The following is a 25,771-nucleotide window of genomic DNA, read 5'->3' as shown; positions in this document are numbered from 1 at the left end:
TAACCTCTCTTCGTATACACCGTTAAACTCAGCCTGTTTTCAGCTGATATCGTTTTATTATACTAATTTTACGGTCCGAAACGCTATATTCATTTGCTTGGACAATCAGCTCCGCTAAACGCAACTTTCTACCGCCTGACATCGTCTGGATGATAATGGAATCATCCATATGCTATTGTAAATCTGGACTCGCCACTCGCCATCCCGTTCGAGGAGGGGCACACTATGAAACCCTATATCTTCATGCTTGCAGCAGGGATTTTCATCCTGTTTCTGATTCTTTTTGGCTTGTGGGATACGTATAGACCGCATACAGGTCCAGTCGGCAATGGCATTGACGACAATAAAGTAATCAGAGAATTTATGATTCAGCTGATCACGCCAATCGGATTCATTACAGCAGGTATTATCGGCATTCTTTTGGAGAAGAAAAAGAAATAAGAGGCTTATCGAAGGAGGAAAACAAATTGGCCTGGTCTGAACTTAGAATCATTCCAAACGAATACAACGAGGAAGTCAAGCATATTGACGAGCAGCTGCTGACTTTATTCAAAGAAAGAAGGCGGTTAACGGCAGGCCGAAGATTCTTCCCCTGGCCAGAACTCATTAAGGAATGGGCAGTCACATTTGAGCTGGAGGAGACTTACATCTCAGGGTTTATTCAACAGCTCCAAGAATCGACAGCTCCGGCGTTTCCAAATGAAAAAGGCGATGTAACCGGCGTGCTGCCTCTTATGAAGAGGGTGGTCACGAACGAAGCCGAATATATCCTCACCCACGCTATGCAGTTTGAACAGGTCAGTGAAGTTTCTGTTGAAATAAATTATAAGCTTCAAGCAGAGGCTAATGTGCGGATCAGACCGAATTTGCATCTTGAAATAATCGGCGGCGACCGGATCTACTCCGTTCGCAGACATGGAGCAGGAGGCTCGGGAATTCAAACCCATATGCAATTTCTCATCTCGCCGCCGCTGCCTTCCGCACTGGATGATCTCCAATTTTCGCTTGTTCCTTCCTTGGTTCACAGGGAAAGGGAAATTCGAACGGTTGTATTGAATCAGCAGATTGATTTTGATTAACCATTCTGATTGACATTGCGGCTAGGAGGCGAGCTCCATTCAGCAGACTGCTCCTCACCCGCTCTTTTCCCAGATTCGTTCCCATTCACGCTTCTGATGGCCGTTTTCCAGTTTTCTGGTTACCTTCATCACGATCGCTTCACTGTTTTCCTAAGCCGTTTCTCGAGCGTATTCCGCCAGTCGCTGCCCAGCGAACCCCCTCCTTCAAGCACTTGCTCCACCAAGCTTCGCCATGAATCCCCGGTGTCATAACGCGCGTTGAAAGCATCCAGCACCGATACACCTGATCTCTCTCGATCCTCAAGCGTCCAATAACCGGCAGGCTCTAAAATGCCTTCCTCCAGAACACGCAGATAATACCCGGAGAAGCCGGTCTCTTTCATCCAGAGCGGGAGCTTCGCTTGGCCATGAAGCATCGCCAGCTTATAACAGGGCTGCCTCGGTTCGGATACCTGTACAATTGCGGAACCCGCTCGAAAAATATCCCCGATCTGAATGGTCGACTCGATTGCTCCGGCTAGAGATACATTTTCACCGAAAGCTGCAGGCTCAATTGCCGCCCCCAGCCTTTCACGCCAGAAGCGGTAATGATCATAGGGATAGATATGAACAGCCTTATCAGCACCGCCATGAACGGATGGTTCTCCTTGCAAGTCGCCTACCAAATTCAGCAGGTTCAGCTTAACCGGACTATGAACGGCGGACTTGCGAATGGCGGACACCACTTCTTTTCCCCGAAAAAGCATAGTCTCCGGCTGTCCAACGTAGAGCCCATGTACAGCAAACTTCAATGACATCCACCTCATTCATGCAGCTGTTAATCGTCATTTTGCGTCCTGACGGACTCAAAAACGGATTCGTACACCAGCTTACAGATTGCATCACCGATTGTCGTAGCTGCGCCTGCATAAGCGTGAAGCGCGTTATAATGCTCGGACTGACTGACCGCGATCACAACGGAATCGGTTGTCGTGCCCGTTGCTGCAAGTCCGTGCAGGGAATCCATAATACCCAGATCCTGCAGGGCGGCTGTCTTCGCTTCCGTCGCCGATATTACAGCATTCACCATTGCCGATTGCGTCATGCGTCCATCGATAAACAGGAAGGAATTAATCGTGCCGGCTGAATACGCGGGGAACAGCGGACGGTTTAACCCGGCTCTCGCCGCATTTCGGGTTCCCGCTGTCGTGCAGCAGAGCATGGTGAAGCAATCACCATTTGCCTCCATGATGGAAGCATGCGACAATTTGGCAGCCGTGATCAAACCAATTGAAGAAGCTCGCGAATAGCCCCAGCGCTCTACCATTTTACCTAAATCCAAGACCGGATCACTGCAGTTGTAGCTTAGCGGCACCTTCCAGTTGACGAAGCTGTCCGCTTTGCTTAGAACAGTTACGGGTTCAATACTTTGCATAACGATATGATCTTCTTCCAGCCTGATAGAGACGCCAGGGCACACAGAAGATTGATACGCACCGCTGCCGCTGCGAAAAGGCTGTGTCATTCGGGTGATCTCCTCCCTATTTGCTTATCTGTCAGGTATTCTTCAGAGGCTATTCAGCCGGCTTTCCGAGCAGGTTCCTCAGCTCTCCAAGCAGCCGTACATGATCTTCCCGAAAACGCAGAGCACTTCGGCAATAGGAGCCATTCAACCCTTCATATCCCGAAGCATCGCGAATTAATATCCCTCTTGTCCCAAGCGCGTGTTGAAGCTGCCGGGAGCTCCATCCGAACCGATCGGGAATTTGGAATAAAACGTAATTAACCTTCCCCTCATAAACAAGGAGTCCTAAGGCCGACAACTGCTCCACAAACCATGGCCGTTCCGTTTGGAGCCATTTGATCGTCTGGTCGCCATAATCCGTCTCATCCAATACAGCTTCACCGATTAGCTGGGCAAGCGAATTGACGCTCCATGGTATTTGCAGTTCTCCCATCGCCCGAACAAGAGAAGCTCCCGCTACCAGATACCCAAGACGGATCCCCGGTATCGCATAAAACTTCGTCATTGATCGTATCACAATTAATCGGGTGCAGGATGCAGCTTCGCGAAGCAGGCTCCAGCAGTCGGTGTCCGTTACAAAATCCATAAAGGCCTCATCGACAGCAACAATCTCGCCTTCTCGAACCAGCAGACGGACAAGCTCCGGTTCTATGAGCTGACCTGTCGGGTTATTAGGAGAACCAAGAAACCACAGCGTCTGGCCTGCAGCTGTTCCCTCTTCTCTTAACTGCTTCAATAAACTCAGAATGGCTTCCTGCGTTAATTTGAATTGTGCCTGAGGCTCGAGCTGAAGCATTCGAATCCGGCTGCCGCATTTACGGGCTGCATCCCCATATTCATTAAAGCAAGGGGCAGTCAGTACGGTTACCGCCGGCTTCAACAATTGAACCGCCAAATCAATGAGCTCTGCAGCTCCATTGCCGACAAGCACGCTTGCTTCATCCACATTGTGATGATCCGCCAGCTTGCGCCGTAAGCCTCTTACGGCAGGGTCTGGATAACGGCCAATTTGATCCGCATAATTCCGAAGCACTTCTGCCACACATGGAGGAGGCCCGAAAGGATTCATATTCGCACTGAAATCAAGATAACGATCGGCTTCAATACCATACAATTCCTGTGCCGTCCTTAAATCTCCGCCATGTCCGAATCGCTCCAGCATGGATGTACCCCCTTTATTTAACCCCATTAATTAATCTCGTTAATTACTTGACTCTCATTCCACGCTTGCTGCTTACGCCGTGCTGCTGCATTCATCGCTAGAACAACAGATGGAATCCATTCCCGCCGGCTAATGCGGCAAATAATAAAACGGATTCGATGACCTCATTCAATGCGCCGTAGGTATCTCCCGTCAAGCCTCCCAGCTTTCGGCAAAGCCAGCCGGAAACAACCGAGCCCGTGATGAGAGTCAGACCTGCCTGAACGGCTAACTGATTCAGAACATCGCCCCAAGCTAAGCCGAGCAGCAATCCGATTCCAAGCACAAGAACCAGCTGAACTAACGTTGCGGCAGCCGCATGTCTGACCCGTACCTCTGCAAACATTGACGCCATTCCTTCTCCCGGTCTGGCCATTGGCCAGCCAATCATCGCCCATACAAGCCACAGCCTGCTCCAGCCGCAAGCAGCTGCAAGGTACAATGCCGTATGCAGCCACATCTCCTGCCCGAGCAAGCTGGCCAGCAGGGCGAATTTGAACAGCAACACAAAAACAGCCGCAATGACCCCCATCGCACCGACACGGCTATCTTTCATAATCTCCAGCATCCGCTCGCGGGAGCGGTGACTAAGCACCCCGTCAGCTGTATCCATCAGCCCATCCAGATGCAGCGCTCCGCTTAGCGCGGCCCATAGAATTAATAGAAGGACGGCAGCGGGCATTGCCGGAACATAGGTGAATAATAACCAGCCGGCTCCTGCCAAAATTCCGCCGATCACCGTTCCGACAAGCGGATAATATACTGAGCTTCTGGCAAGCACCGGCGGAGTGAATGGGATCAGGACTGGAATCGGTATTCGTGTAATGAGCTGAAAGGCTGCACCTGCCGCCTGTAATTGATTGCTCAGGAAACGCAAAGCCATAGAATAAGCACCCCCGCCAGAACCAGCATGGAAACTGTATATAGCAAACGAACCGTGCGAATAATGTCATGCGCGGCAAGCGGACGAAGGGGCCAGCCCAGCCGGGCTCTTTCACTTGCAACGCCAAAATAAACATTCCGGCCGCCAAGCTCAATCCCCAGCGCTCCGGCTGCAGCAGCCTCCGGAATGCCGCTATTCGGACTTGGATGAAGGCCTGCAAATTGGTAAACCGCCCTCAGCGATCGAAGGCATGCGCCGGCTCCAAGGGTAAGCAGCGCTGCTAAGGACAGCAATAAACCTGTAATTCGTGCTGGAATATAGTTAAGTACATCATCGAACCTCGCCGATGCCCAGCCAAAATAAAAATACCGCTCATTGCGGTAGCCAACCATCGAATCCAGCGTATTTGCAGCTCTATACAGCATGGCAAGCGGTGCACCTCCCAATAAAGCGAAGATTACAGGCGAGAGGAAGGCATCCACCGTATTCTCCGCAACGGTTTCAACCGTTGCCCTGACCGTATCCTTTTCTTCCATGGCAGCTGTATCACGGCCAACAATATAACCTGTATACTTGCGGGCATCCCCCAAGTTTCCAGCCATTAGGGGATCGTAGACACGCATCGCTGCATCCTTCAGCCCTTTTACAGCGATCGTCGTTGATATATACCAAGCCGAAACCGCATACCCAAGCCAAGGATGAATAAGAGCAGCCGCCTCAGTAATCAACCACATCAATGCAAATGCAAGAATCACGGTCCCCGCCGTTAAAATAATGCCTTTTCGCCTTAATTCATCCCCGGATTTCTCCGCTTCTTCAGTCCTTAGACGTTTCTCGAACATCGCAATGAAGCGCCCGATCCAGATGACCGGATGTGTCGGCCACCTCGGATCGCCGACGATCCAATCGATTATAATTGCCGCAGCTGTCAGCAGCAGGATTTCAGGTAAGGAGTAGAACAGCATCCTACAGCTCCCCCAATTGAAAAGCATGTGCCTTCAAGTCCAGCGGGAATCCCGCCACAACAAGAAACGCCTGCTCGCAAACCGCAGCAAGCCTCCGGTTCAGCCTCCCTGCCTCATCCCGAAAGCGCCGTCCTAAAGGATACGCGGGGACTATGCCGCTGCCTACTTCATTGGTAACCATCAATAGAGTGCCGCTGTATTCAGTCACCGCTTGAACAAAATCCTCAATAACAGGAGGAAGCGATTCATCAACCCGATTCTGAGGAGTGTCTTCTCCTGTTCCGCTTGTCTTATCCGGTGACGGATGTTCATGATCAGCATCGAGTTTAAGCATCCAATTTGTCAGCCATAAAGTCAGGCAGTCGATCAGAACTGCCGGTCGGTCTTCCCCATTAAGAGCTTCTTTCTCAAGCTTTCGCAGCATAGCGGCAATCTCATAAGGCTCCTCTATCGTCTCCCAAGCAAACGCAGCGCTTTCTCTTACCTGCTTATGGCGCTTGATTCGTTCAGCCATTTCCTCATCCCAGCTCTGGGATGTCGCAATATATATTCCTCTCGAACAGAGATGCATCGCATATCGTTCAGCAAAATCGCTTTTTCCGCTTCGTGCGCCGCCTGTAATTATGATCGCCATCTGAAGTGGCCTCCTTACTCCATATCCGTAACAACTCTGCAGCCGGAGTTATCCCCGGGATACCCCCGCGCTTTCGAACGTGGCCATCTCCCGCATAATCATCAGGGCAGCGTCGATAAAATGAAAACCAAGCACGGCTCCCGTTCCTTCCCCAAGACGCATATCCAAATGAATCATCGGTGAAAGGCCGATTGCGGATAACAGTTTTCGATGACCCTGCTCATGCGACAAATGAGAGCCGATCATGAAAGGTACACATTGCGGTGCAAGTTTCGATGCAGCGAGCGCTGCTGCAGACGAGATGAAGCCGTCAATGACGACTGGGCAGCGATGCGCGGCCGCACTAAGAATGACACCGACCAGGCCGGCAATTTCTAACCCGCCTACTTTGGCAAGTACATCGATGGGATCGGCCTCATTGGGTTTATTGATTGCAATAGCTCTGTTTACAACTTCAACCTTATGCAGCCGACGCTGTTCATCGATCCCTGTCCCGAGTCCGACTGCCTCATCGGCTGACATTCCGCCGAGCACCGTACATAATGCAGCACTTGCGGTCGTATTGCCAATCCCCATCTCGCCGGTCGCAAACATCCGGTAACCTCTGGAAACTAGCTCGCCGACCACTTCAAAGCCAGCTTGGATCGCAGCAACCGCCTCTTCACGGGACATGGCGGATTCAACAGCCATATTCGCTGTTCCTCTGCGAATCTTGCGATTAATCAGCCGTTCATGTTCGAGTTCAGCATTAACCCCCATATCTACGCAAAATATTTCTGCTTCCGCTAGTCTTGCAAGCACATTGACAGCAGCCCCGCCCGTCAAGAAATTCATAACCATCTGCGGTGTGACTTCAGCCGGGAAGGCACTGATTCCTTCCTCACACACCCCATGATCGCCAGCCATCACGATGACTGCCCGCTTCGATACATCAGCTGCTGTTTCACCTGTTATCCCTGCGAGCTGTTTCGCGATATCTTCCAGCTTACCTAAGCTGCCCGGCGGCTTGGTCAAGCTGTTTAAGTGCAGCTCCGCTGACTCAATTGCCTCCTTATCAAGGGGATTAATTAATGTGATTAAATGAAAAACATCCTGCTTGCTCATCCTTTTCTCTTCCTTTCAATTCGCAAATGCTCCCATTGTGACGATGGTTGTGACGGCTGCAGCAGCAGCTGCGGAACACCTGTTTGAGGATGCGGCAGTACAATGGCTTTCGCCCCGAATACGCGTTCAATCAAGTCCGGCTCCATGATAACCGCCGGCGCTTCGAATGCCTCTATCTTCCCATTATGCAGAACAAGCAGCTTATCACAATAATGAGCGGCCAAATTCAAATCATGGAGTACGGCAATTACGGTCATGCGGCGATTCCTTTGCCAGCTCTTCACAATATCAAGCAGCTGTACCTGATAACCGATATCCAGAAAGGTCGTCGGTTCATCGAGCAGCAGCAGACTTGGGTCCTGCGCCATTACTTTAGCCAAGGCAGCGCGCTGTCGTTCTCCTCCGCTCAACTGATCCATGCGCCGCTCCTGCAGCCCGGTGAGTCCCATCGCTTCCAGCGCCTCATCAATAAGAGGCGTAACATCTTCTTTCTCTTCGCCCATCCAGTTTTGAAACGGATACCGCCCCATTGCAACAACCTCGCGCACCGTGAAACCAGCCGGAGCAAGTCCGCCCTGCTGCAGGACGGCGACCCATTTGGCCAATTCTTTGCGGCCGTAATGCGCAGCATCCCTACCTTCAAGCAGTACCTTTCCGGAGGTTGGCTTATCCACGCCGGATAAGAGATGAAGCAGGGTAGATTTTCCTGCTCCATTCGGACCTATAATACCGTACATGCTTCCTGCATCCATTGTAAATGATAATTCATTCAATATCGGCTTTCCATGAATCATTGTTACCAATTTTTGCACATCGATCATAATGAACCTCCCTGCAGCACTTTACGTCTGTATAGCAGATAGGCAAAAAAAGGTGCTCCGATTAAGGCTGTGATGACACCTAAAGCGATTTCTTTGGGACTCAGGACTGTCCGGGCGAGCGTATCCGCCCATAGAAGATAGATTCCTCCGCCAACAGCAGATAGAGGGATAATGATTCGATAGTCGGGGCCAACCAGAAGGCGAAGCAAATGAGGAACGACAAGTCCCACAAAACCCACTACACCTGCAATAGACACGGCTACAGCCGTCAGCAGAGTTGAGGTGAGGAGGACGATTAGCTTGGTTCTCTCTACGTTAATGCCCATATGTGCCGCATGCCGCTCTCCGAATACGAATAGATTCAAGGACTGTCCGTAGCGAATGAGTACGGGCAGGCCAACAATAAGAAACGGCAGAATCAGTCTCACATGCTCCCAACTGCGGGCGCTTAAGCTGCCCATCAGCCAGAACATGACTTCATTAACCACACCTTGCGATAATGAAACCATGAACGAAACAATTGCACCGAGAAAAGCTTGAACGATGACGCCTGACAAAATCAGCGTCTCCACATTCATCGATCCTCGTGCGCGGGAAAGCGTAAAAACGATAAGAAGCGTAATCATGCCGGTTATAAAGGCAACAAGAGGCACAGACCAGATCCCGATAACCGTCTGGAATCCAAATACAATTAAGAATGCCGCTCCAACCGAGCATCCTGATGCAACGCCAAGCGTGAATGGATCTGCAAGCGGATTGCGCAGCACACCTTGAAAGCCAGCTCCCGCTAGAGACAAACAAGCGCCTACCAATATGGCGAGCAGAACACGTGAGAGCCTCAATTGAGTAACAATGGCAATATCGCTGGCATCCCATTTATCTGCTCCCCCACCCATCCAAGGCAGCTGATGAACGAGAATTCCCCACACATCACGCAGCGGCAATCCAGAAGAGCCAATTGACAGGCTGACGACTATAGATGCGAGAAGGAGGAGCATAGCTGCTCCTCCATATGTGTACAGTTTTATTTTCATTTTACTTGATTAGATCCGGATGAAGTTTCTTAGCGACTTCGAGCAATCCTTCAGCAAGGCGCGGTCCTACACGGACCAGCGGATCTTGATTAACCTCGAACAGCTGTTTGTTGGTCATGGCTTTGGTCGTATTCCAGCCAGGTCTTGTTTCAATCGCTGCAAGAATCGGATTCTTCTCGCCTTCCTTCACGGTCATCGAAGCGTAGATGATAGTATCCGGGTTCGCTTTCAGTACCGCTTCAGGATCGATTTCATACCAGCCCGACTTTGTAGAGATATTATTGCCGCCGGCAATGGTAAGCAGTTCATCCAGGAATTCACCTTTTCCGACGGTCCAGCCCGGTGAGAATTCCAGATAAACATTCGGCTTCGGAGCTTCTTTAACCGCATCGGTCACCTGCTGGCGGACGTCCTGCATATGTTTGGTTACTTCTGCAGCTTCCTTGGCATGATCCAAGATTACGCCAATTTGTGTGATTTTGTCGATTACCGCATCATAGGTCTTAGGGTCAGATGCGTACACGGTCAGCTTAAGCGCGCGCAGTTTATCAACAACAGGCTTGCTCATGCTTGAGGAAGCTAAGACAAGATCCGGCTTGAGCGAAACAATTTTCTCGATGTTCGCTTCCATCCCGCCGATCTTTTCCTTTGCTGCCGCTGCTTCCGGGTAGTTCGAATAATCATCAACCCCTACAACCTGTTCACCTGCTCCGACTGCATACACAGCCTCAGTTTCGCTTGGAAGAAGGGTGACGATTTTTTGCGGTGCCTCTGCGAAAGTAAGATCGGTTCCCGTAGCATCCTTAACTGTCAGCGGATAAACGGTCGCTTTCTCCGCATTCGCTGTATCATTGACCGCAGCAGGCGTTTCATCGGCAGGTGCTGTGTTTCCTGCCGCAGTACCCGTATTCTCAACGGTTCCTCCATTATTGTTTGCGGAATTGTTGTTCTTGCTGCCGCATGCCGCTGTCATTAACAGCATTGCTGCAAGCAGAACCATCATCGTTAATTTAAACCATCTTGCTGAATGATTCGGTTTCATTGATTACTCCCCTTTTACATCATAATTAATCGTTTACTGATGCAGCAAAAAAAAGCATCTCCGACTAAAGTGTCAGAAATGCTTAAGTTCCGAAGAACAGAGGCTCTAAGGACGCAACCACCATTGCTGGCGGACCCTCGTCCATTGTCTTAGCCAATCTCTAACACCTCCCTAAGTCCTCGTAGGTAGCGTTTATCTAAACAGGCAGGTTTCCTGACTCGGAGCATGAGTAATGACCGTCTTCCCAAGTAAGCTTATATACTCAGTGACGCAGGGGTCATTCCCTTAGTCCATGCGCAAAGCTGATCCCGCGGGGGGCTCGTCTTTGTGTATGGACACTCCTTACAGTGGCGGGTCCGTGCCGGTTTTTCACCGGTCTTCCCTATTAAGCCGAAGCGAATGCCCGGCACCTGTTTATTAAGCTATGTAATTATGCATGTGTAACTATAACATTACGTTTTAGGGTTGTCTATACAAAACAAACGTGCTTACGGGGTCTTTTGTCGAGCTTTGGCGCATACCTCTAAAATAGTGCATTTACTTCAAGGAGCCAGGAGGAATCGATTCATGAGTCAAATGAAAAAGCCAACAGCTTCATCTGCTTTATGGGCGGCAGCTGCCGTCCTTGCGGTTATCCGCTCCAAATCAACGAGCCGCATTGAACCTTCACCTAAAGAATGGAAGGATTCTACTGTTCCGTTCCAGGAAGAACAGACGGAAATATCCTCTTCTTGACCCCGACCGCTACGCGATCAAACGCCGGTTGAGCGTTCTCCGCATTTGACCATGAAGACGAAGTGAATTCCCGACAACGGAAACCGAGCTTAGCGCCATTGCCGTACCCGCCATCCAAGGCTCAATCGAACCCAGTGCAGCAAACGGAATTACCACCAGGTTATAAACAAATGCAAACCCAAGATTTTGGCGTATGTTCCGAACGCAGAGACGACTTATAAGTAAAGCTTCATAAATGCCGGTCAGCCTGGGACGAATAAGGGTTAAGTGACCGGCATTCAGTGCGGCGTCCGTACCATTGCCCATAGCGAATCCTACATCGGCTGCCGCCAAAGCAGGAGCGTCATTGTAACCATCGCCAGCCATCCCGACCCTGCGTCCCTCCTGCTGTAATTTTTGTATAAGCGAAGCCTTCTGCTCAGGCAGCTGTGATGCTTGAATGCAAGCGATCCCCGCTGCCTGAGCAGCTTCATGAGCTGCCGTTTCATGATCGCCGGTCGCCATCCATATCATGATTCCTTGTTCCTGCAGCATACGTACGGCTTCGATCGAAGAACGTTTGACCGGGTCGGCGAAAGCAAATGCACCCGCGCACACGCCATCTATCGCTGCGAATATGACTGATTCACCCTTTTCTTCTTTCTGCGAAGCAAACCGGAGTATCGTCTGGTTAGGCTGCCAGTCATGAGCCTCCATAAAATGAAGATTACCAATCTGGATTCTTCTGCTTTCCACAACGGCTTCAATTCCCATCCCCAGCTGCGAGCTGAAGTGATCAGCCGCCGGAATGATAAGCCCTGCCTGCTTTGCCGAGGCAATTAGGGCCGCAGCAAACGGATGCTGGGCTCTTTCCTCCGCAGCGGCTGCCATTCGAAGCAGACGATTCGGAGATCCAATGACACTTGAAATACCCGTAAGCGATGGCCGGCCTTCCGTAATTGTGCCCGTCTTATCAAGTACGATCGTATCGAGCTGCGTAAGCCGCTCCAATGCTCCTGCGTCGTTCAATACGATTCCCCGCCTTGCTAATTTACCCGAGGCAAGCACGAGCGATATGGGTGCAGCAAGTCCAAGCGCACATGGGCATGCCGCCAGAAGCACGGCAAGCGCATGAACCGACGCGGCTCCTAAGTCGCCAGGGCGAAGCACGAACAGCCAGAGGAGCAGCGTACTCAATGCCAGCAGCAGCATGACAGGCACGAAAATACCGGCAATCCGGTCGACTTTACGGCCAATGGAGGATTTCGTCGTCTGTGATTGCCGCGTCATGACTGCAATGCGGCTGAGCAGCAGATCATCGCCGATAGCCGTCACTTGTATGCGCAGCTCGGCAGGCCCGCTAATCCGCGTGCCTGCAAACACTTGATCCCCCGCCTTTTTCATGACCGGCATGCCTTCACCCGTCAGGAAAGATTCATCTATGGCCGCATGACCGTCCAACACCAAACCATCAGCTGCCAGAAGCTGATCCGCCTCTGCGATGAGCTGTTCGCCTACTCGAATTTGTTCTACCGGAATTCGCTCTCTTCTGCCGCCGCGCAAAGCGAGTGCATCCTTCGCCAGCAGGTTTCGGAAATTGTCGTTATCCCGCATGACGCGCTGGGTCGCGGCAGCTTCGAGCATTTTGCCCAGTAAAACAGCCGTAATGACAACAGCCGATGTCTCAAAATACAGTGCTCCACCTGACATCATGGCGTAATAACTGTAGCCGAATGCAGCTGTGGTACCAATGGCAACCAATACATCCATATTGCCCATCCGCTCGCGGAGCGCATAATAAGCCCCGAAGTAAAAGGGCATTCCGATAAAAAACTGTACGATCGCAGCAAGCACGAACTGCAGCAGCGGCTCTTGAAGCATGAGCGGAACAGGAATGCTCCTCAGCCAGCTGTAATGATGCGCCATCGACCACAGCAGCGGGAAAGTCAGGACGGCAGCAACCGTAAACCGCAGCTTCAGCTTATCGAGCTCATTATCCGTGCCGTTCATCCTGCTGGCATATTCAGCTTGGAAGCCAAGCTGTCCGATTCGTTCTATGATATGAGCAGCAGTTACGACGGCAGGAGTAAAGCGTATCGTGGCTGATTTGGCCGCATAATGAACCGATACGCCCGATATACCGGACATTTTGCCGACAGCCCTCTCAATACGGACTGCGCAAGCGGTGCAGCTCATTCCTTGGATGTGCAAATCAAGCACGCCGCTCCCCTCTCCCATTGTCACCCCTCCTGCTTTATAGACACTGCCTAACAAGTCTACTCTCTCACTATATGGCAAAGTCGGCCAAGTCATGATTGATTCCTTTGTTTAAGAGAGAAGAAGGAGTTTTCATGCCTGACGTGGAAAAAGAAGAACATGAACAAACTTAATTCCATACCAATCGGAGGTACTGACCTTGGCACTCATTCAATGTGACTTTTATTCCGACACACTCGGACTTTCCACCTCAATGAACGTCATCCTGCCCCAAACCACTTATTCTCAGATCGGCATGAAAACGTTGTCTTCCGGACACAAGCATAAGACCCTTCTACTGCTGCATGGACTGTCGGATGATCATACGATTTGGCTTCGCCGCACCTCAATCGAGCGATATGTATCTGAGCTGGGTATTGCTGTCGTTATGCCTTCAGCTCAGCGCAGCTTCTATACGGATATGGAACAGGGGATGAAATTCTGGTCTTTTATCAGTGAAGAGCTGCCTGCGATTGCAAGGTCCTTCTTCCCGCTGTCCGACCGGAAGGAGGATAACTTCGTAGCCGGTTTGTCCATGGGCGGATATGGCGCCTTCAAGCTGGCGCTCACACATCCGGATCGTTACCAGGCCGCTGCCAGCTTGTCAGGGGCTATGGATCTTTCCCATTTAAATGAGTTTGCGCCGGACGACTTTAAGAAGATCTTCGGAACTCTCGATCAATACCAGGGCAGTAAGAATGATTTATTCAACCTCGCCAGAGAAGCGGCCGCTCTTGGCGAGGTTGCTCCTTTGCTCTATCAATGCTGCGGGACAGAGGATTTCCTGTACGCGGAAAACATCCAGTTTCGTGATCATGCGGAGCAGCTGAAACTGCCTATAACTTACGAGGAGGAACCCGGTAATCACGACTGGGGCTACTGGGATCTGAAAATCCAGCGCGTGCTGGAGTGGCTGCCGCTGCAATCGAACCGTTAAGGGAAGCGTTTAATGAAGCAGAATCGGCGTAATTGCGATTCCGGAGGGGAAGCTGCCTGTCGGGAGAATGGCGACGGGCAGCTGGCTTTGGATGTCGATGACTGCCATATAGCCGAAGGTGAGCACAGTTACATAAATTTTCGCACCGTCTGCGGACACCGCGATGTCGCTTGCATTACTGCCTTCCGGTAATTCAATGGTCGTTAATATCTCATTGCGTGCAGTATTGACGACGACGATTTCGTCACCGCCGCGGCTTGCAATATAGGCAAGTGCGCCATCCGGCGTAATAACTAGATTCTGAGGGTCACTGCTCTCATCGAGTATAATCGTCGCGATAATCGAATTTGAAGACAAACGGATGACGTAGACCTTCTCATAGTGGATATCTGTGACATAAGCGAATGCTCCGTTTGGCATAATCGCAATGGCGGAAGGCTGACTGCCTCCAGGCAGCTTAATCGTCTGTTTGATTGCATCGGTCGCTGTGTCTACGACCGCAATGGATCCATAATTGATGAGGCATAGATAAGCTGTGCTTCCGTCAGGAGAGAACGCTATGCTGGAACAGTCAGCGCCTTTCGGTAATGAGATGATTTTCGTGATAGTCTGCGTCGCGGTATCGATTACGATCACATAATCTTCGATCAGCGTTGTCACATAAACCTTATTGCCAATCGGGGACACCGCTACGGCAAAAGGCACCGCTCCCATTGGAAGGGTGATCTCGGCACATATCTCCTGGGTTCTGGAATCAATGACACGGACGGTTTTATCACCTTGACAAGTCACATAGACTAGTGATCCATCCGGCGTAATCGCAACCAGTCTGGGAGAGCTCCCCGCCGGCAGCATAATCGTAGCAACTCGTGTTAAAGTCGATGTTTGAATGACTGACAGCGTATGCTGGGTATGGTTAGCCACATAAGCCAGCATAAGCTCATCTACGAAGCTGGCACCTGCTGCACCTAACCTCCGCTCCTTGATTACCTCCATGCCTTCATCGAATTCCATAATGGACAAGCTGACATCTCCGGCTCCTAGTCCATTCGTAACGATGCGCACTCCGTACGTCTCAAAGGTCTCTACCGGGTAATGAATGGAATATACGGATTCATCCTGTCCCAGCGGCTGCAGCCGGATAAGCTTCAACGTCTCCAAATTCAGGCTGCCATAAGACCCATCTTGACGAGCAGGCCGACCCGTTTCACTATCATCCTGCTGTTCTTGATGAGACTGCATTTCCCCGTTCATCGAGTATACCTGTATACCGGCGACTGCCGGCTGCCTCCCCATATTCATGACTGTCAAAGTGAGAAATGATGTTCGCCTAAGCTCCCGATTAAACAGCAGACCCGTATCCAATACTGGCATGCAGCCGCCCCCTCTACTCTTCCATTCTCTATCGTATGAATTGATAGAAAGAATGGCATGAGGCATCACACTATCCAAATAAGTAGATTTGAGGCGTCGTTATAAGCAAAAAGACTGCCCAAAATGAGCAGCCTCTTACGCGTATTGGTTTACCCTTGAGGACCATCGGCCAACAATTGATGAATCTCGCTCAGCCTCTCAAGCATCGTCCGAAGCTCAATGGCAAGAAAATCCTCATTCACTGAGGCAAAAGCTTCTTTGAGCGAAGTTAGGCTTTGAATCGCTGCCGGCAGCAATTCAAAGGCTGGCTCCGTATGCTCGTAGAATGGATGTACGCGAAAATCACGGCTGCTCATTTGAAACAGTCACTCCCTGGATGTCGTTTAGAACTACTCTACCACCTGGATGAATGGGAAGTCCAGTCCCTTACTTTCGAAACTTAGATCAGCTGCCTCGATAGGTGCTGTACCCTCCTGGAGCAACGAGCAGCGGTACATGGTAATGCGCATTAGAATCGGTAACACGGAAGCGCACAGGTACTTCATCCAGAAAAAGCTGTGACTCATGGACAAGCATAGACCCTCGCTCCCGAAAATAATCGGCAACAGAGAATACGAGCTGATACAGTCCGGGTTGAAGCTCCTCCTTCTCAAGGAGAGGCGAGTCAAGTCGTCCATCTTCATTGGTAACCACGGCTTTCACAAGACGATGGAGCTCATTGTTCTCCGGCAGCAGCCAGAGCTGAACATGCATGCCGGCTGCAGGTTTACCTTGCGATAGATCCAGAACATGCGTCGTTATGCGCCCGCTCATGGCTGATTTATCTTTCCCGCTGAAGCATTGGAATCAACTGCGGTCTCTTCATTATGATCCAGATCCTCCCTGGTCAGAGAGAAGCCTTGGAAACCGAACGGCGGACGCGGCTCCGTGAATACCCCGGCATGCGTTACAGGATCCGGCTCCACAACGGTCTCCCATGTCCGATTATTCGATTCGAAACGCACCTCCGAAAGCTGCGGGAATCTCGTAAGAATAAGCAGGGCGATTTGATAGATTAAATATTGGATGGAGGGTGTTTTGTATTCATGGAAGACATGGTGGGCGATATCCCGTATCTGTTCAGCGGGTACATACCGCTCCAAATCCGCCTCAGCCGCATCTTCAATATTCGTGTAACACCAATAAATATTAAGAAAAATGAATAATGGCCTGTCATAGCTATCAGGCAGGGTCGTATATTCGTCCCGGATAAATCCAAAGAACGAGCTTCCGCTCACTTTTATCAGCTGTAAATCCGTCAACCCGCACCAGTGGGATACCAACTGCGTTCCTTGGGATTCCCGTTTGTAAACAAGTGAAGCACTGGCATGATCATTATGGGATCTCCGGTAAACAAGACCGCTATCCTCAAAGCCTTCCTCCCCCCTCACTTGAAGGGATTGGAAAGGAATCCGGTCCCCGCGGATCTCGATAGCCGTAATATGGGCATAGGTTTCGAAGAAACGCCGGCTGACAAAGGCCAGAAAGCCTTCCGTTGTACTTCCATTAAACTGCCCGGCATGGCGCAGTATGAAATTCTTCATCGAGTCCGTAGCAACGACTATGGAGTTATCCCCTTCTGTGAATGAACTCAGCAGCTGCTCACTGCTTACGGAGAACGTCAGGTTATGTGCGAAAATCACGTTTGAATCGCCTCGGAAGCTGGATTCCGGAATTGAATTTACCGTTAACGGTTTGGCATATGTGCGGTAGGTGAGAACATCACCTTTGCCGTAGTATAACGTACGTCCGTTTGCAAGATTTAGCATGGCAACCGACATCCTCTCCGCTGTTATTCTTCGATAACGTCCTGAATGCGAAACGCTGTAATTTTTCCGATTTCCACCAGGGCCTGCTGACGTTCCTCGAATGGCGTATGATTCATTCTTGCTTTCATTGCGCTTAGAATATCCGCTTTCGTCTTGCCGCGAACCGCATATACGAAGGGAAACTCAAATTTCTCCATGTATTCCCGGTTTAAATTCGAGAACTGCTTAAACTCCTCGGGGGACAGTTGATCGAGTCCGACTCCTTGCTGCTCCTTGGTTGAGAACTCGCTGATGTTTAATCGGGTAGCGAGGTCCGGATGGGCGCGGATCAAGTTAAGCACCTGCCCAGGCGCTGCTTCCTTCACAGCAAGCATCATCGATTCATGCAGCTCTTGGCAGGAATGAAAGGGTCTGCGCTCCCAAGCCTTATTCGCAACCCAAGGTGAATGCTCGAAGATCCCGCCTATTATATGCACGAATACTTCCCGACTCAGTGTATTCAGCTGCCATAGATTTATTCTCATAGCCAAAACCCCTCATGAACGGCAATTGTCTCCGTTTCGATTTCTGGAAAAGGACCTATAACCTCAATAGGCTTGCGTCCACAGGCAAAAACCTCGCGGCAAGGTAAGTTTAACGTCAGGTTCTGCTCATTATCTCCCGTCAGCTCCGCGAGCCGTTCCTCCGAGATGCCATAAACGACGGTTCCGACATTCCCCCAGTAAATCGATCCCGCACACATCGCACAAGGCTCGGCAGTGGTGTACAGCGTGCAAGACCAGAGCTCCTTCTTCGTGAACCGCTTGGAGGCAGCCGCCATTAGAGATGTTTCGGCATGACCGGTGCAGATGGATTCCGTCCATTCGATATTGCCCTGCTCCAGCAAAATATCGCCGGATGGGTGAACGAGAATAGCGCCAAACGGTGTATTGCCTGACAATCTGGCTTGCCTGGAAACCTCGATACACCTGCGCAAATAATGAATATGGCGCTCCTGATCGTTCACGACGATCCCCTCCCCTTCTCAATTGCCCGGTGAACCGCTCTCACAATGCCTCCATAGCCTGTGCACCGGCATAGATTACCGGATAACGCCTCTTCGACTTCCTCTTGTGAAGGATTGGCGTTATCATCCAGCAGCGCCTTGACCGATATGATCATACCGGGTGTGCAGTAACCGCACTGATAGCCGCCTTCTTCAAGAAAAGCCTGCTGGACCGGGTGCCTGCCACCCGCAGCTATTCCTTCAATCGTCGTTATTTGCTTGCCTGAGCATTGATAGGCCATAGTCAAGCAGGCATTCATCGGCTTGCCATCCACCAGAACCATACAGGCGCCGCAGCGGCCGATCTCGCAGGACCGCTTCGTGCCTGTGAGCTCTAAATCTTCTCTAAGTATGTTCAGCAGCCGTTTGCCGGCAGGAATGGCGAGCGTAACAGGCTCCCCGTTGACATCACACGAAAAGATTGGCTGTCTATACGATTCAAGCTGTGCTTCATTTTTCATCGACATTCACCGCCTTCTGGATGAAAGTAGGCCGCTCATGAAGCTCGGACGGATCAATAGGAAGCTTGTGAATCCATTTGCCGACCGCATCATATACAGCAGCGGCAATAGCAGGCGCTAATCCGATTGAACCAATCTCGCCAATGCCTCTGGGGCCATATTCGTCTCCTTCATTCAATGTCTCAATGGGCAGCACCTCGATGCTCCCCCGCACATCAGCAAGCGTCGGAATAAGATACGTATCCAGATTGCGGGTCACATAGAATCCCTTACTCATCATCGCTTCTTCTGTAAGCGTATATCCAAGCGCCATAACGGCACCACCTTCAATTTGGCCCAAATAGCCTTGCGGATTCATAACAGGCCCTGCTGCGACGGTATGAAACTGATTCAGCACCTGCACTCGCCCTGTCAACGTATTGATCTGCACTTTAACCGCAGCAGCAGCGAACGTATAGAGAAAATGAGCACCCGTCATAGGCGATACTGTCGTTGGGAAGGAGAAGTCCGTCTCTGCCATAATCGGTTCTTCTGTAAGTTCTGCGAGCTTCTCATAACTGATCAGGAGCTGCTTGGGATCCTGTTTGACTCGTACGCCTCCAGCTCCCACGATCAACTGGTCGGTCGGCATCGACAAATGCCGGCCAGCCGCTTCAAGCAGCCGGGCTGTAAATACCGGTCGCAAATGCTGCAGCGATTTCCACATCATGGAGGTTGCCCTTGAGGCTGTAGTTGAGCCGCTGTCCGGAACGACGTCTGTATCCCCGATGATCAGCCGAATATCCTGCGTCCCAAAGCCAAATTGCTCGATCAGCATTTGCTCAAGCGTTGCCAGCAGCCCCTGCCCGCATTCTTCATAGCCGAATACAGCTTCAATGCGTCCATCCTTGGCGAGTACCAGCCTGCCCCCGGCTGGATCTGGTATACCAACGCCCAGTCCTGCCCCATGCATGACGAAGGAAGCACCAATACCCGTGCGAATCCAAGGTTTCTCCGGCTGTAAGGCTTCGGGAGCCAGTCTATTCTGCCACAATTCGCTCGAAGCCAGTGCATGCCAAACTTGATCCGCTCCATTGGTGGGAGCAATCGGATGCCCGTATGGACCGGGATCCGAAGCTTTTCTCATATTCAGACGGCGAAACTCCCAAGCATCCATCCCTAGATGCGCCGCTAATCGTTCGATCTGTCCTTCTAAGGCGAAGATGGCCTGATTGCCGCCAAATCCCCGGAATTCCCCTGACATTCCATTGTTGGTATAGACGGAAACACTCGCCACATCCACGTGTTCATATCGATAAGGACCGATCACATGCTCAGTCGTGAAGTTAAGCACCTCTGCACCGAGTGTTGCATAAGGCCCGGTATCTGCCGTGATCCGCACTTGATGTGCAACCAGATAACCTTCTTTGTTTATGCCTGTTTTCATCCATATCTTCATGGGATGACGCTTCAAACCAGCCCGAACCGATTCCCATCTGGAATGATGGATTTTGACCGGCTGCTTCGTGAAGAGCGCCAGCAGCGCCCCGTACGGCTGCACATTCAGTTCATCTTTGCCGCCGAACGAACCTCCGATTGGACTCGATACAATTCGGATATCCGTCTCCGGCAGCCCGGTAATACGGGATAATTGAAGCCGATCCATGAATCCGTGCTGTGTGGGGGAGTAAACCGTCAACCGGCCATCCTCTTCAGGAACAAAGAGCCCGCCTTCGGTTTCCATGTACGTATGCATCTGTCTGGGTGAGTCGTATAACTCCTCCACAATGAATGAGCAGGCTGCAAATGCGCGCTCCGCATCGCCGCGGCTGTAGCCATTCCGGTGCAGGACATTGCCGTGCGGATGTAACTGCGGCGAGTCTTTCTCGAGCGCTGCCTGTGGATCTTCGACGATAGGAAGAAGCTCATACTCCACCTCGATTAAAGAGAGGGCCCGTTCAGCGGTTTCCAGGGTTTCAGCTGCGACTGCGGCAACTGCATCCCCGATATATCGGACACGGTCGAAGCAAAACACCGGCTGATCTTGAGCAGCAATTCCATAAGCGTTCATGCCGGGTATATCCTTATGCGTAAGAACGGCGGCTACACCTGGCAGCTTTAGCGCCATTTCGGTCCGAATGGCGATGATTTTGGCATGGGGATGCGGACTTCGCAGCACACTTCCCATTAACATGCCAGGTGCCGTCATATCCGTTAAGTAAGCAAGCTTGCCTGTCACCTTATCGGGACCATCGGGCCTCACCCGCCAACGTTCCCCGCTGGAGCTTCGGTTTAACAGCATGTTCCCACCTTCTTCCCTCTCTGAAATGATCGCCCGCTGCCCTTAAAGCTTTAAGCTCCACAGCTCCGTTGATATGAGACTTGCGGCTGTCCGCTTCCGATATTCTGTTGACGCGAATAGATCGCCGCGCGGTTCATATTCCAGAAGCAGCTGCTCGTAGAGCAGTTCCAGCAATTCCGCGTCAATGGTCTTGCCATGGAGCAGCGATTCCGAAGCGTGCAGCCGATGAGGGATCGTTTGCCCTCCTCCGGCAGCAAGCCTTGATCCCGCTATGCGCTGATTCGAATCTATCCATACATTCACGGCCACCGTAACGAGCGAGGGGGTAAAAGACTCCCTGCGGCCGATTTTGTGATAAGCGGAGAAACCTTTAACGGACGGGACCGGATGTTCTTGTTCAGATGGAAGCCGAATCTGCAGCAGCAGTCTTCCCGGCTCTGCCCGCAGATGGAGCAGGTTATTCAGCCAATCTGCAAGCGGCTCTGTGATTTCGTTACGGCCGTCAAACCAGACCAATTTCGCATCGTAGGCAAGCAGTGCCGGGATGGAGTCACCGACTCCCGCTGCGATATTGCCTCCCAAGGTAGCCTGATTCCTTACTCCCGGAGCCGCTATTACACGTACCGCATCGATGAGCAGCGGGAAGCGCTCTAGGAGCAGCGGGTCCTGCCGGATAACTGACATGGATGTGAACGCGCCAATCGCAACCTCCTTGGTACTTGCCGTGACTCCTCTCATTCCGGAGACGGACCCCAGATCGATTAGATGCTTGGGCATTGCAGCCAAGCCTGACTCCCATTGCGTTCGAAGAAACGTAGCTCCAGCCGCATAAACGCTTTCCTCGCCCAAGGATTGCTTGAACTGCCATGCTTGTTCCGCACTACGCGGCTGCCATATGAAGGGAGACTGTAATCTTTCATCGTTGACTGCTGACATCGCTCTCCCTCCTTGCGGGTAAGGTATTTGATAACCCTTTACGGGCTGGGGCTGCAGCTAGAAACGCTGCTCGCGAATATAGGGGGCACCGAGCGCCTCGGGAGCGCCGGATGGTTTGTTACGGTTCCGCCAGCCAAGGACCATCAAAACGAGAATCGTGACGATATACGGAATCATTTTCAAGAAATACGAGGGGATTTCACTGCCGATCAGCTGAATTCGGAAGCCCACCGTATCCAGCATGCCGAAGAAATAAGCGCATACTAAAGCCCGGATTGGATTCCACCGCGCGAAAATAATGAGAGCGACCGCGATCCAGCCTCTGCCCGCCGTCATCCCTTCATTCCAGGTCGGCGTATACACGAGCAGCAAATCTGCACCCGCAAATCCAATGAGAATAGAACCAACGATGATACAGCCGTACCGAAAAGCAAACACCCGGATCCCCATAACATCAGCCGTAGGGGGATTATCGCCGATTGCGCGAAGGTGAAGCCCCCAGGAGGTGCGGTGGATGAATACATGCATAGCAGCAACAAGAAGGAAACTAAACCAGGTCAGAATATCAAGATGCCCGAATACATCGCCAATAACGGGAATGGAATCCAGCCAGGTTAAATTCATCTTTGGAACCGGATGCGGCACGGGAATGCCGCTGACAGGCTTGCCCAGATAAGCACTCAAACCGGAGCCCAGCAGCGTCAAAGAAAGACCCGTTACAATCTGATTCGCCCGCAGCGAAACGGAGAGTGACGCATGCAGTAAACCAAGTACGGCGCTGACGGCGCTAACCGCAAGGAGGGTAAGCGTTAAACTGCCTGTATGAAGAAAGGTCAAACAGGCAACAACTGCCCCCATCAGCATTAAGCCTTCCGCACCCAGCTGAATCACACCCGAGCGCTCGATGAGAATTCCGCCAAGCGTCGCGAAGAGCAGCGGGGTTCCAGAGGCGATAGCTGCATTTAATAGTTGGATAATGACATCCATTGGCTCCTTCTCCTCTCACCCTGCACGGCGCAGGCGCAGCTTACTCAACATACTCCCTGCAAGGAGGGCAAATAGGATTGCACCCTGAAGCATATTTGAGATTGAGGATGGCAAACCAATCGTTTGAACACTGTAGCCGCCAACGATCAGACCCCCGAACAGTACCGAAGCTACGATCAGGCCGACCGGATTCAGCTTCGCCAGCCAAGCTACGATAATCGCGGTATAACCGTATCCGGGTGATATGCCGTACATCAGCCGGTGAGTAACGCCTGATACCTCGCTCATTCCGGCAAGGCCAGCCAAGCCTCCGCTGATGACCATCACGATTAGAATATGCCTGCTGATTCGAATGCCTGCATTTCTCGCCGCCTCCGGATTCGCTCCGATTAGCCGCAGCTCGTAGCCCCATCTTGAATAGCGGATCATCAGCGCATAGATGATGACGGCTGCCAGAGCGAGGATGAATCCAAAGTGAAGACGGGTATCTCCAAGCACAGGCAAAGATTGAGCATCCGTGAACATCGGTGTTCCGGGGAAATTAAAGCCTTTCGGATCCCGCCATGGTCCGAATACAACGTAATCCAGAGCTAATAAGGCGACATAATTGAGCATTAAGGAGGTGATAAGTTCGTTGACTTGAAAATACGTTCTTGGGATTGCGGTGAGCAGACCCCAGAAACCGCCTGCGATCATACTGAACAGAATCATGAACGGAATGGAGAAATAGACGGGTAAATCGGGAAAATAAACCGTAACGGCCGTGGCGCCGATGGCTCCGGCTGCGAACTGGCCTTCAGCGCCGATATTCCATATGGAGATCCGGTACGCGATAGAAACACCAAGTCCGCACAGCAGCAGCGGAATCGATTTAACCATGATCTCGGTGATTCCAAACGATGTGCCGAAAGCGCCGGTAATCATTTTCTTGTACACTGGAATCGGATTGATCCCATTGGCAGCGATGAAAATGCCGCATACAGCAAGGGCTGCTGCAATGGATAGTATCGTTATCCACCAAGGGCTGCCGCCCTGCTTAGAGAAATCCATTTCAAGCCGGAAATTCATCCAACTTCTCCGGGACGGTTCCTTATCTAATGAAAGGGGCGGCGCTGCCGGTTGATTGCTCATACCGCTTCCACTCCTTCTTCTTCCTGCATGCCCGTCATATACAAGCCAATTTGTTCCCGGTCCGCCTTATCCCTGCTCACCTCGCCGACGATCGATCCGTTATAGATGACGAGTATCCGATCTGAAAGCTGCAGCACCTCATCCAGATCCTCCGATATGAGCAGAACGCTGTTCCCCGCTTCCCGAAGTTCAATTAACAATCGATGGACCCCTTCGGCGGCCCCTACATCGAGACCCTGCGTCGGATGAACGGCCACCATCAGCCTCGGCTTCTGATCAATTTCTCTGGCAAAAAGCAGTTTCTGCTGATTTCCCCCGGACATCTGGCTGACCGGTGCATCTAGATCAACTGTCTTCACATTGAACTGATCGATTAACGACTGCGACCATTCTTTGTTGGATCTTGAACGAAGAATACCGAACCTGGAACGTTCACTGTTTCGATAGGATTTGAACAGCAGGTTATCAATAGCGCCTAAGCTCCCGGCAAGACCGCTCCGCATCCGGTTCTCCGGTACATGCGCAATGCCGGCTTCGATGGCTGCACGGACGGATGCTTTCTTCATCTCTTTGCCGTCAAAGGTGATCTTGCCTCCGTCCTTGGCCCGAAGACCAGTCAGCACCTCGGCGAGCTCCTTCTGCCCGTTGCCTGCTACACCGGCAATACCGACGATTTCCCCTTCATGGACATTCATGGACAGCTGGTTAATCGCCTTCCGGCCATGGTCTGCATAAACCTCTAACCGCTCAACGGTGAGCAGCCTCATACCCCTCGGGGAACTGACCGTGATTCGCTCTTCCGGGTTCATTTCTTTCCCTACCATCAGCCGCGCAAGCTCACGTTCATTCGTCTGGCCGGCAGGCGATGTGAAGATCATTTTTCCTTTGCGCATAACCGAAATTCGGTCGGAAGCAGCCATAACTTCCTTTAATTTATGAGTGGTCATGATGACCGTTTTCCCCTCAGTCTTCATCCGTTTAAGCGTAATAAACAGCTGATCGGCTTCGCCCGGCGTCAATACCGAGGTCGGCTCGTCGAGAATAATGAGATTCGCCCCGCGATATAAAGTTTTGACGATCTCCACTCGCTGCTGTTCGCCGACAGATAGCTGCCAGATGGGCCGATTGACGGGAATGGATAAGCCGAAGCGATCTGCGATCGCTTCAATTTCTTCCTGTTTGCGCCTCATCCATTTAGGGCCGCGCCAGAAGGTGGATTTCTCTCCCAGCACAATATTCTCGGCAGCGGTAAGCGTCTGTACAAGCCGAAAATTCTGAAAAACCATGCCCACGCCAAGCTTCATCGCATCCTTCGGAGAACGGATTCCCGCTTTCTCGCCATGGATATAGATATCGCCGCTAGTTGGCCGATAAACCCCTGAAAGGATGCACATGACCGTGCTTTTGCCAGCCCCGTTCTCCCCAAGCAGTGCATGAATCTCACCTTGCTTCGCACGGAAATCAACCGAATCGTTCGCTATTACCGTGCCGAACTTCTTCACGATTTGGCGCATGTCGATGGAGTAGATGTCATTCATGCGGGTTCCTCCTCAACGTTTATGCTTAGCTGCTGC

General features: G+C 51.5%; 27 protein-coding genes and 1 riboswitch. Of the genes, 4 read left to right on the top strand and 23 right to left on the bottom strand.

Going from position 1 to position 25,771, the window contains the following annotated elements:
* Positions 1–225: 225 nt before the first annotated feature.
* Both ACFPYJ_RS05150 and ACFPYJ_RS05145 read left to right on the top strand, forming a co-directional pair.
* The gene (locus ACFPYJ_RS05150) at positions 226–441 is read left to right on the top strand and encodes a hypothetical protein (protein ID WP_379186977.1); all 216 of its coding nucleotides are present in this window, start codon (positions 226–228) and stop codon (positions 439–441) included.
* A 26-nt stretch (positions 442–467) separates the two neighbouring features.
* A complete protein-coding gene (locus ACFPYJ_RS05145) occupies positions 468–1,079 on the top strand; it encodes a hypothetical protein (protein ID WP_379186976.1) in 612 nt (203 codons plus the stop codon).
* A 128-nt stretch (positions 1,080–1,207) separates the two neighbouring features.
* Here the strand turns inward: ACFPYJ_RS05145 and ACFPYJ_RS05140 are convergent, their stop codons facing one another.
* From ACFPYJ_RS05140 to ACFPYJ_RS05095, 10 genes are all read right to left on the bottom strand, one after another.
* Positions 1,208–1,870: an MOSC domain-containing protein gene (locus ACFPYJ_RS05140; protein ID WP_379186975.1), complete on the bottom strand. Its 663-nt coding sequence runs from the start codon at positions 1,868–1,870 to the stop codon at positions 1,208–1,210.
* Positions 1,871–1,896: 26 nt separating this feature from the next.
* A complete protein-coding gene (locus ACFPYJ_RS05135; protein WP_379186974.1) occupies positions 1,897–2,583 on the bottom strand; it encodes an adenosylcobinamide amidohydrolase in 687 nt (228 codons plus the stop codon).
* A gap of 49 nt (positions 2,584–2,632) precedes the next feature.
* Positions 2,633–3,745: a pyridoxal phosphate-dependent aminotransferase gene (locus tag ACFPYJ_RS05130; RefSeq protein WP_379186973.1), complete on the bottom strand. Its 1,113-nt coding sequence runs from the start codon at positions 3,743–3,745 to the stop codon at positions 2,633–2,635.
* Between the two features lie 97 nt (positions 3,746–3,842).
* On the bottom strand, positions 3,843–4,667 hold the full coding sequence (gene cobS / locus ACFPYJ_RS05125) for an adenosylcobinamide-GDP ribazoletransferase (RefSeq protein ID WP_379186972.1): 825 nt from the start codon (positions 4,665–4,667) through the stop codon (positions 3,843–3,845).
* Positions 4,649–5,632, bottom strand: coding sequence for an adenosylcobinamide-phosphate synthase CbiB (cbiB, locus tag ACFPYJ_RS05120; protein WP_379186971.1), 984 nt, complete (start codon positions 5,630–5,632; stop codon positions 4,649–4,651). The genes cobS and cbiB overlap by 19 nt, the downstream gene beginning before the upstream one ends.
* Position 5,633: 1 nt before the next feature.
* Positions 5,634–6,266 carry a bifunctional adenosylcobinamide kinase/adenosylcobinamide-phosphate guanylyltransferase gene (cobU, locus tag ACFPYJ_RS05115; protein WP_379186970.1) on the bottom strand — a complete coding sequence of 211 codons (633 nt, stop codon included), beginning with the start codon at positions 6,264–6,266 and terminating at the stop codon, positions 5,634–5,636.
* Between the two features lie 48 nt (positions 6,267–6,314).
* Positions 6,315–7,370, bottom strand: a complete 1,056-nt coding sequence (gene cobT / locus ACFPYJ_RS05110) for a nicotinate-nucleotide--dimethylbenzimidazole phosphoribosyltransferase (protein WP_379186969.1) — start codon at positions 7,368–7,370, stop codon at positions 6,315–6,317.
* The gene (locus ACFPYJ_RS05105) at positions 7,367–8,191 is read right to left on the bottom strand and encodes an ABC transporter ATP-binding protein (protein WP_379186968.1); all 825 of its coding nucleotides are present in this window, start codon (positions 8,189–8,191) and stop codon (positions 7,367–7,369) included. Before ACFPYJ_RS05105 ends, cobT begins: the two co-directional genes overlap by 4 nt.
* Positions 8,188–9,225: a FecCD family ABC transporter permease gene (locus ACFPYJ_RS05100; RefSeq protein WP_379186967.1), complete on the bottom strand. Its 1,038-nt coding sequence runs from the start codon at positions 9,223–9,225 to the stop codon at positions 8,188–8,190. The genes ACFPYJ_RS05105 and ACFPYJ_RS05100 overlap by 4 nt, the downstream gene beginning before the upstream one ends.
* 1 nt (position 9,226) lies before the next feature.
* Positions 9,227–10,267, bottom strand: a complete 1,041-nt coding sequence (locus ACFPYJ_RS05095; RefSeq protein ID WP_379186966.1) for an ABC transporter substrate-binding protein — start codon at positions 10,265–10,267, stop codon at positions 9,227–9,229.
* A 186-nt stretch (positions 10,268–10,453) separates the two neighbouring features.
* Positions 10,454–10,696: riboswitch (cobalamin riboswitch) on the bottom strand.
* 138 nt (positions 10,697–10,834) lie between these two features.
* Between ACFPYJ_RS05095 and ACFPYJ_RS05090 the strand changes: the two genes are divergently transcribed.
* Positions 10,835–11,002: a hypothetical protein gene (locus ACFPYJ_RS05090; RefSeq protein ID WP_379186965.1), complete on the top strand. Its 168-nt coding sequence runs from the start codon at positions 10,835–10,837 to the stop codon at positions 11,000–11,002.
* Between the two features lie 9 nt (positions 11,003–11,011).
* Here ACFPYJ_RS05090 and ACFPYJ_RS05085 read toward each other — a convergent pair whose 3' ends face one another.
* The gene (locus ACFPYJ_RS05085) at positions 11,012–13,219 is read right to left on the bottom strand and encodes a heavy metal translocating P-type ATPase (RefSeq protein WP_379186964.1); all 2,208 of its coding nucleotides are present in this window, start codon (positions 13,217–13,219) and stop codon (positions 11,012–11,014) included.
* Positions 13,220–13,397: 178 nt separating this feature from the next.
* On the opposite strand from ACFPYJ_RS05085, the gene ACFPYJ_RS05080 reads away from it, so the two are divergent.
* Positions 13,398–14,174 (top strand): alpha/beta hydrolase, encoded by a 777-nt coding sequence (locus tag ACFPYJ_RS05080; protein WP_379186963.1) that lies wholly within the window; start codon positions 13,398–13,400, stop codon positions 14,172–14,174.
* A 9-nt stretch (positions 14,175–14,183) separates the two neighbouring features.
* Here the strand turns inward: ACFPYJ_RS05080 and ACFPYJ_RS05075 are convergent, their stop codons facing one another.
* From ACFPYJ_RS05075 to ACFPYJ_RS05020, 12 genes are all read right to left on the bottom strand, one after another.
* A complete protein-coding gene (locus ACFPYJ_RS05075) occupies positions 14,184–15,548 on the bottom strand; it encodes a beta-propeller fold lactonase family protein (RefSeq protein WP_379186962.1) in 1,365 nt (454 codons plus the stop codon).
* Positions 15,549–15,697: 149 nt separating this feature from the next.
* Positions 15,698–15,904 carry a hypothetical protein gene (locus ACFPYJ_RS05070; protein ID WP_379186961.1) on the bottom strand — a complete coding sequence of 69 codons (207 nt, stop codon included), beginning with the start codon at positions 15,902–15,904 and terminating at the stop codon, positions 15,698–15,700.
* Positions 15,905–15,992: 88 nt separating this feature from the next.
* A complete protein-coding gene (gene uraH / locus ACFPYJ_RS05065) occupies positions 15,993–16,361 on the bottom strand; it encodes a hydroxyisourate hydrolase (protein ID WP_379186960.1) in 369 nt (122 codons plus the stop codon).
* On the bottom strand, positions 16,358–17,356 hold the full coding sequence (pucL, locus tag ACFPYJ_RS05060) for a factor-independent urate hydroxylase (RefSeq protein WP_379186959.1): 999 nt from the start codon (positions 17,354–17,356) through the stop codon (positions 16,358–16,360). The genes uraH and pucL overlap by 4 nt, the downstream gene beginning before the upstream one ends.
* Before the next feature lie 23 nt (positions 17,357–17,379).
* The gene (uraD, locus tag ACFPYJ_RS05055) at positions 17,380–17,880 is read right to left on the bottom strand and encodes a 2-oxo-4-hydroxy-4-carboxy-5-ureidoimidazoline decarboxylase (RefSeq protein WP_379186958.1); all 501 of its coding nucleotides are present in this window, start codon (positions 17,878–17,880) and stop codon (positions 17,380–17,382) included.
* Positions 17,877–18,362: a nucleoside deaminase gene (locus ACFPYJ_RS05050; RefSeq protein ID WP_379186957.1), complete on the bottom strand. Its 486-nt coding sequence runs from the start codon at positions 18,360–18,362 to the stop codon at positions 17,877–17,879. Before ACFPYJ_RS05050 ends, uraD begins: the two co-directional genes overlap by 4 nt.
* Complete coding sequence (locus ACFPYJ_RS05045) at positions 18,359–18,862, bottom strand: (2Fe-2S)-binding protein (RefSeq protein ID WP_379186956.1); 504 nt, start codon at positions 18,860–18,862, stop codon at positions 18,359–18,361. The genes ACFPYJ_RS05050 and ACFPYJ_RS05045 overlap by 4 nt, the downstream gene beginning before the upstream one ends.
* A complete protein-coding gene (pucD, locus tag ACFPYJ_RS05040) occupies positions 18,852–21,143 on the bottom strand; it encodes a xanthine dehydrogenase subunit D (protein ID WP_379186955.1) in 2,292 nt (763 codons plus the stop codon). The genes ACFPYJ_RS05045 and pucD overlap by 11 nt, the downstream gene beginning before the upstream one ends.
* 42 nt (positions 21,144–21,185) lie before the next feature.
* The gene (locus ACFPYJ_RS05035; protein WP_379186954.1) at positions 21,186–22,079 is read right to left on the bottom strand and encodes an FAD binding domain-containing protein; all 894 of its coding nucleotides are present in this window, start codon (positions 22,077–22,079) and stop codon (positions 21,186–21,188) included.
* A gap of 57 nt (positions 22,080–22,136) precedes the next feature.
* Positions 22,137–23,066, bottom strand: a complete 930-nt coding sequence (locus tag ACFPYJ_RS05030; RefSeq protein ID WP_379186953.1) for an ABC transporter permease — start codon at positions 23,064–23,066, stop codon at positions 22,137–22,139.
* A 15-nt stretch (positions 23,067–23,081) separates the two neighbouring features.
* Complete coding sequence (locus ACFPYJ_RS05025; RefSeq protein ID WP_379187015.1) at positions 23,082–24,134, bottom strand: ABC transporter permease; 1,053 nt, start codon at positions 24,132–24,134, stop codon at positions 23,082–23,084.
* A gap of 59 nt (positions 24,135–24,193) precedes the next feature.
* Positions 24,194–25,735, bottom strand: a complete 1,542-nt coding sequence (locus tag ACFPYJ_RS05020) for an ABC transporter ATP-binding protein (protein ID WP_379186952.1) — start codon at positions 25,733–25,735, stop codon at positions 24,194–24,196.
* Positions 25,736–25,771: the final 36 nt, after the last annotated feature.

This window comes from Paenibacillus solisilvae (assembly GCF_042656405.1).
In the GTDB taxonomy this organism is placed as follows: Bacteria; Bacillota; Bacilli; order Paenibacillales; family Paenibacillaceae; genus Paenibacillus_Z; species Paenibacillus_Z solisilvae.
Note: the sequence above shows the minus strand (reverse complement) of the source record. Positions and strands in the feature narration are given on the sequence as shown.

Coding starts and splice junctions, on each gene's coding strand:
- ACFPYJ_RS05150 (WP_379186977.1), top strand. CDS start 226: ATGAAACCCTATATCTTCATGCTTGCAGCAGGGATTTTCATCCTGTTT.
- ACFPYJ_RS05135 (WP_379186974.1), bottom strand. CDS start 2,583: ATGACACAGCCTTTTCGCAGCGGCAGCGGTGCGTATCAATCTTCTGTG.
- ACFPYJ_RS05130 (WP_379186973.1), bottom strand. CDS start 3,745: ATGCTGGAGCGATTCGGACATGGCGGAGATTTAAGGACGGCACAGGAA.
- cobS (WP_379186972.1), bottom strand. CDS start 4,667: ATGGCTTTGCGTTTCCTGAGCAATCAATTACAGGCGGCAGGTGCAGCC.
- cbiB (WP_379186971.1), bottom strand. CDS start 5,632: ATGCTGTTCTACTCCTTACCTGAAATCCTGCTGCTGACAGCTGCGGCA.
- cobU (WP_379186970.1), bottom strand. CDS start 6,266: ATGGCGATCATAATTACAGGCGGCGCACGAAGCGGAAAAAGCGATTTT.
- cobT (WP_379186969.1), bottom strand. CDS start 7,370: ATGAGCAAGCAGGATGTTTTTCATTTAATCACATTAATTAATCCCCTT.
- ACFPYJ_RS05105 (WP_379186968.1), bottom strand. CDS start 8,191: ATGATCGATGTGCAAAAATTGGTAACAATGATTCATGGAAAGCCGATA.
- ACFPYJ_RS05100 (WP_379186967.1), bottom strand. CDS start 9,225: ATGAAAATAAAACTGTACACATATGGAGGAGCAGCTATGCTCCTCCTT.
- ACFPYJ_RS05095 (WP_379186966.1), bottom strand. CDS start 10,267: ATGAAACCGAATCATTCAGCAAGATGGTTTAAATTAACGATGATGGTT.
- ACFPYJ_RS05090 (WP_379186965.1), top strand. CDS start 10,835: ATGAGTCAAATGAAAAAGCCAACAGCTTCATCTGCTTTATGGGCGGCA.
- ACFPYJ_RS05085 (WP_379186964.1), bottom strand. CDS start 13,219: ATGGGAGAGGGGAGCGGCGTGCTTGATTTGCACATCCAAGGAATGAGC.
- ACFPYJ_RS05075 (WP_379186962.1), bottom strand. CDS start 15,548: ATGCCAGTATTGGATACGGGTCTGCTGTTTAATCGGGAGCTTAGGCGA.
- ACFPYJ_RS05070 (WP_379186961.1), bottom strand. CDS start 15,904: ATGAGCAGCCGTGATTTTCGCGTACATCCATTCTACGAGCATACGGAG.
- uraH (WP_379186960.1), bottom strand. CDS start 16,361: ATGAGCGGGCGCATAACGACGCATGTTCTGGATCTATCGCAAGGTAAA.
- pucL (WP_379186959.1), bottom strand. CDS start 17,356: ATGCTAAATCTTGCAAACGGACGTACGTTATACTACGGCAAAGGTGAT.
- uraD (WP_379186958.1), bottom strand. CDS start 17,880: ATGAGAATAAATCTATGGCAGCTGAATACACTGAGTCGGGAAGTATTC.
- ACFPYJ_RS05045 (WP_379186956.1), bottom strand. CDS start 18,862: ATGAAAAATGAAGCACAGCTTGAATCGTATAGACAGCCAATCTTTTCG.
- pucD (WP_379186955.1), bottom strand. CDS start 21,143: ATGCTGTTAAACCGAAGCTCCAGCGGGGAACGTTGGCGGGTGAGGCCC.
- ACFPYJ_RS05035 (WP_379186954.1), bottom strand. CDS start 22,079: ATGTCAGCAGTCAACGATGAAAGATTACAGTCTCCCTTCATATGGCAG.
- ACFPYJ_RS05030 (WP_379186953.1), bottom strand. CDS start 23,066: ATGGATGTCATTATCCAACTATTAAATGCAGCTATCGCCTCTGGAACC.
- ACFPYJ_RS05025 (WP_379187015.1), bottom strand. CDS start 24,134: ATGAATTTCCGGCTTGAAATGGATTTCTCTAAGCAGGGCGGCAGCCCT.
- ACFPYJ_RS05020 (WP_379186952.1), bottom strand. CDS start 25,735: ATGAATGACATCTACTCCATCGACATGCGCCAAATCGTGAAGAAGTTC.